Source organism: Pigmentibacter ruber (assembly GCF_009792895.1).
Lineage (GTDB): Bacteria > Bdellovibrionota_B > Oligoflexia > Silvanigrellales > Silvanigrellaceae > Silvanigrella > Silvanigrella rubra.
The window spans coordinates 1,519,229-1,531,110 of sequence record NZ_WSSC01000001.1 but is presented as its reverse complement, the minus strand read 5'-3'; the positions used below and the strand labels follow the sequence as shown (position 1 = coordinate 1,531,110).

10 protein-coding genes are annotated in these 11,882 nt (G+C 33.3%); 3 read left to right on the top strand and 7 right to left on the bottom strand.

From position 1 onward, the window contains the following. Positions 1-47 precede the first annotated feature (47 nt). Positions 48-281: a KH domain-containing protein gene (locus tag GOY08_RS06320; protein WP_148698833.1), complete on the bottom strand. Its 234-nt coding sequence runs from the start codon at positions 279-281 to the stop codon at positions 48-50. 207 nt (positions 282-488) lie between these two features. Here GOY08_RS06320 and GOY08_RS06315 point away from each other — a divergent pair, with 207 nt between their 5' ends. Continuing rightward, positions 489-2,564 carry a hypothetical protein gene (locus GOY08_RS06315; RefSeq protein ID WP_158998013.1) on the top strand — a complete coding sequence of 692 codons (2,076 nt, stop codon included), beginning with the start codon at positions 489-491 and terminating at the stop codon, positions 2,562-2,564. Here GOY08_RS06315 and GOY08_RS06310 read toward each other — a convergent pair. The 5 genes from GOY08_RS06310 to GOY08_RS06290 form a co-directional block, all read right to left on the bottom strand. Next, a complete protein-coding gene (locus tag GOY08_RS06310) occupies positions 2,488-3,237 on the bottom strand; it encodes a hypothetical protein (RefSeq protein WP_158998012.1) in 750 nt (249 codons plus the stop codon). The two genes, GOY08_RS06315 and GOY08_RS06310, sit on opposite strands and share 77 nt — an antisense overlap. A gap of 24 nt (positions 3,238-3,261) precedes the next feature. Further along, a complete protein-coding gene (locus GOY08_RS06305) occupies positions 3,262-3,819 on the bottom strand; it encodes a phosphatase PAP2 family protein (RefSeq protein ID WP_158998011.1) in 558 nt (185 codons plus the stop codon). A gap of 4 nt (positions 3,820-3,823) precedes the next feature. Next, positions 3,824-5,920, bottom strand: coding sequence for a transketolase (gene tkt, locus GOY08_RS06300; RefSeq protein WP_158998010.1), 2,097 nt, complete (start codon positions 5,918-5,920; stop codon positions 3,824-3,826). Positions 5,921-6,015: 95 nt separating this feature from the next. After that, positions 6,016-6,738: a hypothetical protein gene (locus GOY08_RS06295; RefSeq protein ID WP_158998009.1), complete on the bottom strand. Its 723-nt coding sequence runs from the start codon at positions 6,736-6,738 to the stop codon at positions 6,016-6,018. 20 nt (positions 6,739-6,758) lie between these two features. Beyond that, the gene (locus GOY08_RS06290; RefSeq protein WP_158998008.1) at positions 6,759-7,019 is read right to left on the bottom strand and encodes a glutaredoxin; all 261 of its coding nucleotides are present in this window, start codon (positions 7,017-7,019) and stop codon (positions 6,759-6,761) included. 198 nt (positions 7,020-7,217) lie between these two features. On the opposite strand from GOY08_RS06290, the gene GOY08_RS06285 reads away from it, so the two are divergent. Then, positions 7,218-7,622: a hypothetical protein gene (locus GOY08_RS06285; RefSeq protein WP_158998007.1), complete on the top strand. Its 405-nt coding sequence runs from the start codon at positions 7,218-7,220 to the stop codon at positions 7,620-7,622. A 6-nt stretch (positions 7,623-7,628) separates the two neighbouring features. Here the strand turns inward: GOY08_RS06285 and GOY08_RS06280 are convergent, their stop codons facing one another. After that, complete coding sequence (locus tag GOY08_RS06280; protein ID WP_158998006.1) at positions 7,629-9,263, bottom strand: ArnT family glycosyltransferase; 1,635 nt, start codon at positions 9,261-9,263, stop codon at positions 7,629-7,631. A 249-nt stretch (positions 9,264-9,512) separates the two neighbouring features. Here GOY08_RS06280 and GOY08_RS06275 point away from each other — a divergent pair, with 249 nt between their 5' ends. Then, complete coding sequence (locus tag GOY08_RS06275; RefSeq protein WP_158998005.1) at positions 9,513-11,879, top strand: TonB-dependent receptor; 2,367 nt, start codon at positions 9,513-9,515, stop codon at positions 11,877-11,879. Positions 11,880-11,882: the final 3 nt, after the last annotated feature.

Genomic DNA, 11,882 nt, shown 5'->3' with positions numbered 1-11,882 from the left:
TACGAACAAAAAATAAAAATTTTATTTCAATGAGATTTTAGAATATTTTATTCGTCAATGATGTGTAAAATATATCGTTTATTTTGTTTAGCAGCACCACAATTTAAAATCGTTCTAATTGCATCTGCTGTTCTTCCGCTTTTTCCGATGATTTTTCCAACATCTTCTTTAGCAACTTTTAATTCTATAACATTTGTTTGTGCACCATTGATTTCATTAATTTCAACTTTATCCGCATTGTCAACAAGAGACTTCGCAACATATTCAATTAATTCTCGCATAGAAGACGCAGAGGAGATGGACATAGCGGGAGACTCCTTCTTTTCACAAAACAGTAGAATGATGAGTATTCGGTTCTAACATCGGTAAAGAACCTGCCAAACTTTAGTAACCAATGTAAATGAATATTTCAACATACTCTAGGTAACCTCAAGTTCTATGCCAAGTAAACGATACCAAGTCAGTAAAATAGTACCGGGAGAGATTCATTGTCTGGTGGTCAATTTGAATTAAAAAATGGCAATCTTTTTGTTTTAGCTGAAGCCGCTGGCGGAGTCTATAACGGTGCTCAATTGCGTATGATTTGTGATGTTGCTGATGATGTTTCTGTTTTTTTGAAGGTGACAGAAGATCAAAGAATTGGCTTTATGGTTCCTAAAGACAAACTTCTCGATTTGCATAGTAAACTCTCTAAATCAGGTATTTTATTAAAACATTATCGAAACCATTCCATTTTATCTCCAAAAGCTTGTTTGGGGGAACTTTGTAATAAATGCCAGCAAGATGCTTTGGGAGATGCCATAGAAATTTCACCTATTTTGAACGAAAAATTTAAAGAATCTTTTACTGCTTTAAATATAGGAATGAATGGGTGTGCAACGGCTTGTGTAGCGTCCGCTACAGACGACATTCATGTTATAGGTGAAGAATCTGGGTACAAAGTTCTAATTGGAGGAAAATCTTCTGGTGAGCCAAAGCTTGCTGAGTTTTTAGTTGATTCTATTAAAAGAGAACAAATTGGTGAAACAATTTGTTCTATATTAGAGACTTTCTCACAAAATAAACAGGAAAATGAAGGTTTAGCAGAGGTTGTCGCACGAATAGGGTTATCGCCATTTAAACAAAGTTTAAAGTCTGTAGGAGTTTCTGGGGAAACTAGTGAAGCTAATCATTTACAAAGTGGGAGTGATGAAGAAGATATAGCAGCTACTCCTTTAAACGAATCTGCCCTAGAAGAAAAAATCCCAGCAGAGGAGAGTGCAGCCCCAGCAGAGGAGAGTGCAGCCCCAGCAGAGGAGAGTGCAGCCCCAGCAGAGGAGAGTGCAGCCCCAGCAGAGGAGAGTGCAGCCCCAGCAGAGGAGAGTGCAGCCCCAGCAGAGGAAGAAATTCAAGTAGAAACTACTGAAAGTGCTCAACCTAGTACTATTGAAGCTAGTACAGAAGAAACTATTGATTTTGCTGCAGATGCATCAAATGAGCCAGCAAACTCAGCTTCATCAACAGAAAAAGCCGAAGAAGCTCCTCTAGAAATAGAAGAAGAAAAATCAGCTTCAAATCAAACTGAAACATCAGAGTCAGCAGAATCAACTACTGTTTCTGAGACAACAACAGAAAATGCAGAAAATACTGAAGAATTGGCATTAGAAGTCGATGAGTCTGCAGAAGCAATGCCAAAGGCGGAGGATGGAGCTTTAGATAGCTCTTCTGAAGCTCCTGCACTAGAAGTTGCAGGAAATGAAGCTGATTCCACGTCAGCTGAAGTCGCTGCTGATGGTGAAGCTAATAATGCGGAAGCTATGGAAGAGCCTCCATTAGAGATAGCTGGTGCAGAAGAAACTGTTCCAGCTAGTGTGGAAGAACCGGCTGCAGAAGAACCTCTTGTGCAAGAAGTGCAATTAGATGAGGAGCAAACTTCTGTAGGGGAGGAAACCATGAAAGAAGAAACTCCTGAAGAAAACAAAGAAGTAACGGAAGAGTCCGCAGCTCCAGTGGAAGAAAACGCAACTCCAGCTGAAGATTCTACACCTCCAGCTGAAGGTGCTGAAGGAAATCCTTCTGTGGAAATGAAAGATTTAGATATTGTAGATGATACTGCCGAAACATCTGCAGAAGCTCCAGCGGCAAGTGATGAAGAGATTAAAACGGCATCGCCAGAAGATCTTTCTGGAGGAGACGCTCCGCAGCCAATTGATCATGGTTTAGGAGAAGATAATTCTGTTAGTAATGTTGGTGAATCAAGCACCCCTGCAGCAGATATATCAGAAGAAGCAGCTCCAATTGGTTTAGATGATGATGTGACACCAGCAAATGTTCCAACAGGAACTAATAAAACTTCAATTCAAGTAAGAGGAAAGTATTTCATGGTCATTTTATCTGATGGCTCTGACTTTAGAATTCCTTTCAAAACAATACAGGTCGGTAAAATATTAGAAATGCAAATAGAAGATGAAATTTTTATAGTTGAGAATGTTGATGGTAAACTTCAAGTTAAATACGGTGATTTTGAGATGCACGTTCCTTTATCTCATGGATCTGTTGAGGAAACGACGGAGGGGGCTGCTTAGTTTTTGCTAGTTTTTCAGCTATTTCATGAATTTGAATCATTAAATAGGAGTTTTCTTCCGTCCATATTAATTTCTTAGGAAAATGTTTATTATACCATTTAATTTTTACAGCCGTTTTTTTTGCATAAACTTCATCATTCATTAATCCAAAATGTTCCCAATAAAATTCTCTCTTTCCTAAATATATGGTAAAGTCTGGATAATATGTTTTTCCATCAGCTGTTAATGGTTTTTCGTAGGAAAAAAGAATATTTTTTTCTCGCAGTTTTTCAGCTATAAAAACTTCACTTTTACTTCTTACTTTTAAACCAAATGAAGTTAAAACTTGTGGACTTCCATACGAATTAGCTTTCTTTTTGGCTTTTTGTGGAATTTTTTTGATAAATTTTACTTTTTTTGTCGGTCTTGTAATAAAAATATATGTTTTTGTAAAAGCAAATTGGAATGTATTTAAGCATAGTAAATAAAATAAAAATATTATTTTTTGAGAACTTGTATTAGTATTAATAACTAAAATTAAAAAAGAAATAATTAAAATTATGTAGTTAATTATTCTGTATTTTGTATTTACTTTGCCTAATAAAAAAGCCAAAAAAATAAAAGATACAAGAAAAAAAGATAAAAAAGTTAAAAAAGAATTTGATAATAAAATGTTAGATAAACTAGGTAACATCCTTGTTTCCTGTTTAAAAGAAAATTAATTATATTTTTTTACCAATAGAAATCCTGAAATTGAGCAAAGAATGATGGATGCAATTACATCAATAGGCCAATGGGCTAATGAATAAATTCTTGTAAATCCAACAAATGATGCTAAAGGTAAACTAATAAATGCGTATTTCCAGCCATAGCGTAAAGACAAAAATACTGCTCCAGAGAAAGCCCCTGAAGTGTGTCCGCTAGGAAAACTCATGTTACCTCCTCTTGGACGTAAATCACTTATCCCAAAGACCTGACTTAAGCCTAATTTAAAAGCCCATGTTATACCTAAAATCACTACTAACATTTTGATCATTTGGATTGCGCCAATTTTATCTTTCTTCCATAAAACTGGTACCAATACATAAACAGGTATAGCTATTTGAATTATTGAACCGATAATTTCTATCCAAACGTGAGCTGGTTCTCTATAATTCAATACTACATTTATAATTAGTACAAGAAAAAGAATAGTAAAGTAGAAAATATTAACAGTTTTAATATTTACTAATTCTTTTTCTTTTAAATGAAAGTTAATTGATTTTAATAACTTCATTCTGTTACCTTAATTGAAGAAAATTTAATACAAATTTAGCAAACTTATTTTTTTCAAAACCAAAATGTTCTGCTAAAACTTTTGCAGGAGCAGATGCTCCAAAAGATTTCATACCAAATATAGCGCCGTCTCTTCCAACAATTTCTCCCCAACTTTGAGTAGAGCCTGCTTCTACAGCTATAGTAGGAATTTCTTTTGGTATTAAGTTATTTAAAGTAACAGGATTGTCGCTTAAGAGTTGTGGTGCTATACAACTAACAACGCGTATTGATAATTTTACTTTATTTTGATTTAAAGTTTGATATGTTTCTTTTTCTAAAATATTGGCAGTTTCCAGCGCAAGAGAAACTTCGCTACCGGAAGCAATTATAATTGCTTTTGTTCCATTATTTTCAGAGAAGTCTTTAACTATATATGCACCCTTATCTAAACTTTCTTTAACCAAATAAGATTCTCTTGGTGTAGTTAAAAAACTATCTAAATCTGATAAATCTTGGCGCGTTAAAAGCAATGCCGTAGGTTTATTTTTTGTATTAACAGCTTTCTCCCAGGCTAAGTAGGTTTCAAGAGTGTCGCTTGGTCGATAAACAAGGAGATCTGGAATAGCTCTTAAAGCAGCAGCGTGTTCGATTGGTTGATGAGTTGGTCCGTCTTCACCCACTGCATAGCTATCATGAGTTAAAATAAAAACAGTAGGTATTTTCATTAGGGCAGCTAAACGGATAGAAGGGCGCATGTAATCTGAAAAAACCGCAAAAGTTGCACAAAAAGCTTGGAAACCTCCATGCAGAGAAATGCCATTACAAATAGCGGCCATTCCGTGCTCTCTGACCCCAAAGTGTATATTTCTTCCAGAAAAATCTTTACTATTTATAAATGTTGTATTTGGAAGAGTAGTTAAATTGCTGCCTGCTAGGTCAGCAGATCCTCCAACAAGTTGTGGATTTAAAGCTGCTAATTCACATAGAGCTTTGCCACTCGAAACACGTGTGGCCATATTACCTTTTGCATTACTTAAAACTTGTTTTGAAAATTCAACTTCAAGTTCTTTGTTGAAATGCTGATGCCATAGTTTAAGTTTTTCCGGCTCAGTTGTTTCCCAAAGATGTAAAGTAGTAGATAATTGTTTTTCCCATTTTTGATATTTTTTTGCCGAGAATTCAATTAAATTTTTTGCTGAATTATAACATTCTTGTGGTACAAAAAATGGTTCTACGTTTTGAACTCCTAAATGACGTTTTGCATCGACAACATCTTCCGCTGTCATTGGATTTCCATGAATTTTTGGTTTTCCTTCCCATTTTGGAGAACCTTTACCAGGGATGCCTTTACAAATTACAATCGTAGGCCCTGTTTCTCCATTAGACATTTTAGAAAACTCTAAAGCTTTTTCCATAGCTTTTGCTAGGGATTCAAAATCATTTCCATTAGCATGAAGAACATTCCATCCATAAGCTTCATATCTTTTCTGAACATTTTCACTAAATGAGATATCAATTGTTCCGTCGATAGTAATGTTATTTGCATCATAAAGCGTGATTAGGCGATTTAATTTTAAGTGTCCAGCTAAGCTACAGGCTTCAGAGCTGACACCTTCCATCAGACAACCGTCACCAGCTATGACAAACGTTCTGTGATCTATAATTTCATTATTTGTTGTGTTAAATCGTGCGGCTAGCATTCTCTCGGCAATTGCCATGCCAACTGCATGCGAAATACCTTGTCCAAGAGGACCTGTTGTGCATTCAATTCCAACTGTATGACCATTTTCGGGATGTCCAGGGGTAAGACTATCTAATTGTCTAAATTGGATTATTTCTTCCTTGGAGATGGGATAATTAGCCATATGCAAGAGCGAATATTGCAACATACTTCCATGACCCGCTGAAAGAATGAAACGATCTCTATTAATCCAATTTGGGTTTTCAGCGCTGTGTTGCATTACAGCAAAATAAAGGAGGGTGCCCATTTCAGCACCCCCCAATGGCAGACCTACATGCCCAGATTTTGCTTTTAAAACCGCATCCATTCCTAAAATTCGAACAGAAAGAGCAATGTTTTCCAAATCTTTTTTATGTTTTGCGACAAAATCTAAAAGCATAAATAGCTCTCCTCATTGGGGAAGTAACAAAAGATATAAAATCGAGGAAAAACTACATTTTCTTTGTCATTTTTACAAGTAGCTACAAAAGAAGATTAGCTTCCTTTTGTTCTATCAATAGTTCCTTTTTTAGGCAGAGCTGTAGTAATAAGATTGTAAATATCTGCTGAAACAGCATCGGAAAATGTTTTTACAGAATTTTCAATGCTTTCTTGGTATCTTAGAACATGTAAATCAGGAGTCCATTGCATATATTTGATGGTATTGCCATCAGTATCGCCGATTTCATTGAAAGTAACAGGAGTGATATTTTTAGCAGAATAACGTTTTGACCAAATAACTTTACCATCATTTAGATCAATAGCTTTTGTGTCTACAACAAGTGATATTTTTTCTTGAGCAGGTGATTTAGTTGAGTGGTTAAATGATTTAGGCAATGTAGTATTTGGATTGGATATTTCAGGATGGATGGCAGTGCATTTAAATGCTCCGCTTCCAACGGTTGTATTTGCTGGATTAAAGCAATCATCAATAGATACAATATCTTGAACTCTATCAACAACTATAATTTCAATAGCCCATCTTGCATTTTCAGCCGAGGTAATATTAAGGTCAGAGTTCAGTGCTAGTTTTTGGCGAATAGCTTGTGTTAAACGGCTAGCATTTCCTGAATAAGAAGATTTATCTATGGCAGCTGGTATATATACATTTGTAAAATCTTCAGAAATATGGTTCTTTTTGTTGCTAAATCCTACCACACATCCTGTAATAGATGCACAAAACAAAATCCCGCTTCCAATTTTAGCAATTTTAAACATATTTTTATTTTCGTTTTAAATTAGTTTTTCCCAAGTAAATTTAGAAGTTTTCCTTCTTTATGGAGCTTATTTGTATCATCAAAACCGCCAATAAATTTACCATCAATAAAAATCATTGGAACAGTTCTCCAACCATTATTTTCTGCTGAAAGTTTTGCTCTCAGATCAGGATCACTGTCTAAATTAATCTCTTGATATTCAACATTTAAGCTTTTAAAAAGATTTTTTGCTGCATTGCAATAGGGACAAACAGTAGTTGTATACATGAGAACTTTTGCCAAAATAAAACTCCTTTTGAAAAAAGGTTTTTTGTTTTAGAAAACAGAAAACCAAAAAGACTTTAATACATAATATAAAAATATGCTATCAGCTTTAGGGATTTCAATTTTTTTGAGCTTGTTTATTTTTCTTTCGGTTGTATTATCAAGACTTAATTTGCACACCATCAAGGTGTCCTTTAAATTATGTGAGGTTAGATTATGCATGTGATCTGGAAAAGGCCAGACGGTTTTCAAAATGCTCTCCCAGATGACTTCAGACGTGTTGCGTTAAGTAACGGCGCGCATTTATGGCTACATAGGCATGAGCTTGATTGGTACCCCTTTCAAGTAAGTGGTGATTGGGAAGGACAAGATCAAACCAAACGATTAAATAGATTAGTGAACATGCTTGATGCTCCCTTATCTTCTTGGAAGACTTATTTGGAACAACTTTCAGACGACGAGTTAGATGACAAAGAATCTCAGTCAAGTGTTAAAATTGTAAGCAATTTAGTGGAATGGATTCAAGATTTGGAACATTCGGCAAAAGGTCATACGTGGGAGATAGAAATTGTAAGATGTGCTTTAAAAGATATATTAGAAAAACTTAAAAATTTCACTTGATATAAGTTAAAATTTTATTTTTTTTGTTTGTTTATCATATATTTCTTTTAGCTTAGCTTCTTCCTTCATTCTTCCTTTCAAGTAGATTATGTTTTCGCCTGAATATGGATAAATATGAATTTCTTTTTTTTCATGTATATCCATGACTTCTTCAATTAAATTTTGATCAAAATGGTCTTTACTTCCTAGTAATATGATATTGCAATTTGCTAAACGCGGAAGATTATCCCTCCATAAATAAAATGAAGTATTTATAAAGTCAAAGTTATATATTTTAGGTTGATTCTGAAAATGAAAAGCCATTTGAGCAGTCCAATACCATTTTAATGAAGCAAAGATAAAATCAGAGCCTTTACAATTTAATTTATAAGGATTAAAAGGTTTTGTTTCTATATCAATCTTAACTTGTTTTTTTAAATCGTTCTGTAAACTTTGCCACGCAAGAACTTGAAAAAGATCGTCAGCATTTCCTTTGAAAAACACATAAGCCCGTAATACAAATTGATTGAATTGATCAAAACATAATACTGTTGGAATTAATATTGAAATGCTTGCAGATAATTTTAAATATATTTTCCAGCGTTTAAAATATTTATTAGTAAAAGGATGCCATTGAACAGCTAAAGCGGGTATGAGAAGAAAAAAACCTGGCATTGTCCAATGCGGTAAAGCTTGCTTTCCTAATGCGGAAGTTAAAATTATTATAAATAATATCAGAAATGGAAAAATAACTACATTATTAATTGAGGTTAAAAATTTTTTTCGTTTTAAATTTTGATAAATAAACACAAAAAATACCACAAAAAACCATGGGTAAAGATAAAAAATGGTACCTAAAATAAATTTGCTAAAAGCTTTTAAATTTAATGAAAATCCAGCAAAACCATGTTGGCTTTGAAAGTGAAAAGATGCAAATTGATGTTCAAAATTCCAAATTAGAACAGGGCTAACAACTAAAATGCTAGATAAGACAGTTAGCAACCAAAATGGAATATCAGAGATGCTTTTTTTTAATCCTCTATAAAACAAAATGGAAATAAAAAATCCTATACTGATTGGAAGGGCGTGATATTTTGAAAGTCCAGCTATTCCAATAAAAAATCCTGCAAAAAAAGCATATTTTAGCGGTAAATGCAGAAGTTGTTTCTTTTGTTGAACTTCTAAAGCAGATAGCAAAAAATAAAGAGAACCTGAAATACCAAATAACAACCCATTATCTGGTAGTAACATAAATCCCTCTAATGAAAAAACTGGGACGAGTTGGGTCATAATAATTACAGAAAAAGCAATTTCATTTGTAAAAATTTTGTTTTGTAACTTTGCGAATTTTTCTGCACTTAAAAGTAAAAATAAAGTTGATATAAAATAAAATAAAGGAAGAAAAAATCTTGCACCTAAAGAATTATCAAAAATTAAATTGCCAAGATAACTTTGCCAAGCAACAAAAGGGGGGGCGTCAACGTAACTAAGCTGTAGCACTCTCGACCATTCCCAGTAGTATACTTCATCATTGCCCATGGGAAAAAAAATTGCCCAAATTATCCGCAGTAATAGAAACAAAAATAAAATGAACCAAAAATGAGTTCTTTTTAAATCAAATGGTTTGAGAAAAAAAACAGTTGTTTTTTCAAATGAGTTCACGCAATGCCTTTCGGTTGAAACATTCTCTATTATAAATAAAAGTTGACATAATAAATAGAGAACCTTAAATGAGTTTATTATATTGAATAAGCAAAATTGTAAAATAACAAAAAAAATAAATTTGATTAAAAATTAAGCAATTTTATTTTTCAAATTTTTGAATTCCATATTTTGAAAAATAATAGTTTTTTATGGTATTTTTATCTGAGTGTTTAATTATTGATAATGTAAATATAATAGGTTCAAACAATGTTTAAGAAAAACGTGCCACTCATTATCATCGTATTGTTTTCAAATCAGATGATCTATGCCCAAAATACACCTGTGCAACAAAAAACACAAGATGCAAGTCTTGAAGGAAAAATAAAAATTCAAGGCAAAGTTCGTGCTTTAGGTTCAAGAACAGATATTGTGGATGCTATGATATTTGATGAAAGCGATCGTCAAATAACAACAAGATCAAATAATGATGGTTTTTTTACTATAATTGTTAGTAAAAACTCAAAAGGTATTGTCATTCGCGCTGAAAATTTTCAAGATTTAAAAATTAAAATAGAAGATGGAAAACTGCAAAGTGAGTCCCCTTTCTTACTTGAGCCTTCTCCCGAATATGGTGGATATGGAATTATTCGAGCAAAAAAGAAAGATGAAATATCTCAAACATCTTTTCAAGCTGATGAAATAGATCAAGCTCCTGGCACTTCGCGTGATGCTGTTAAATTATTACAAACTTTGCCTTCTGTTTTACCTGCTAGTGTAGGAAGTGCAGATATCGTTGTCCGTGGTGGGTTACCGGGTGACAATTCATATTATTATGATGACCTGTTGTTACCTTTTATATTTCATTTCGGTGGAGCTCAGACTATTATTCCAAGCAGAATGATAGAGTCTATGGATTTTTATCCAGGTGCTTTTAGTGCTAGATATACTGATACAATTGGGGGAGTGATTCAATTAAGATCTCCAGGAAGTATTCCAAAAAAATTATCGGGTGAATTTGAACTTGGGATGATTCAAAGTGGAATTTACTTAGAAGGTAATGCTTTTGGCAAAGAAAAGAGTGAATCAGAAAAAGTAGCTGCTAATACTACTCAAGTAGATAACAATACAACAAATGAAAAAGATAATGATGCAGTTGGATTTCGCATGGGTTTCAGGCGGACTTATTTAGAACTCTATAAACCTTTAATACAAAAATTAGCGAGTGATTCTAGTTTTGTTACGATACCTCAAGCAACAGATTATCAATTTGTTTTTAATGGAAATCATTCAAGCGGTACATGGCAGGCTTATCTTTTAGGAGCTGCTGATAGAGTTTCTTTATCTTCTGATATAGGTAACAGTAATACGGCTTCAGGAAAAAATAGTTTTAGTTTTTATAATTATACAGAAGTTTCAGGCGTAAAATATAATTTTAATTTAGGAAATGGCTATGGTTTGAATATTTTTGGTGAACAACGCTATTTAGTTTTTCAACAAAATATTTTTAATGATGTTATCGATGCAAAAAGCCATTTATTTGTGTTAGGTTTAGCATTAGATAAAAAAGTAAATGACCAATTTTCGTATACACTAGGCATAAGACCTAAAGTTGCAAGAAATCAGGTTGGAATTGATGTTGTTCAATACCCTAGTGGAGATCCAACTATTTATTTTGATCCTGAACTAGCGCCAAGAAATAAAACAACTGTTACTGACAATTACTTTTATGGTGATACGTTTTTGGATTTTACATATTCACCAATTAAGCCTTTAAAATTTAATCCTGGAGTAAATGTTTTAAAAGGACCTTCGGCAAATCAATTAGCAATTGATCCAAGAATTGGAGTTCGCTATGAGTTTATGGAAGGGCAAACATTAAAAGCAGCTTGGGGATATTACAGCCAATTACCCGCTATACAATATTTAATCTCTGGGTATGGTAATCCAAATTTAGATTTAGAAAGAAATATTCAGTATGTAGTCGGTCATGAATCTAAATTTTGGGACAATTATTCAACAGATCTTCAATTTTGGTACAAAACAAGTAATAATTTAACAGGTCCAGCAGTAAATAATTCAAATAATAAATTTGAAAACTCAATTCAATCTAGAGCAAAAGGAGTAGAGTTTTTTCTAAAGAAAAAACCATCTGACTTCTGGTTTGGCTGGATTAGTTATGGTTGGAGTATGGCAGAAGTAAGAGATCCTGGAACAGGTGCATGGCGTTACTCAGATTATGATAGAACACATTCCTTTAATTTGGTTTATGGACAAAAAATTACAAGTCGTTGGAATGCTGGATTTAGAATACAATATATGACAGGTAATCCTTATTCTACGGTACAAGGCGGTACATTTAATCAAAATACTGGTGTATATGCTGCAGCTCCAGATGGAAATACTTATCTTATTAATAAAAATGATGGGCGTTCGCCTTACTTTATGGAAGTAGATTTCAGAACAGAATATGACTTTTTATTTACTGATTGGACATTAACATCTTATTTAAATATTTTAAATTTATTTAATAGAAGTAACGTAGCTTACACTACTTTTAATCGAGACTATTCAAATACTGTAAGTGTAACTGGTTTACCCATACTTCCTTCTATAGGTGTTATTGCAAAATTTTAATAT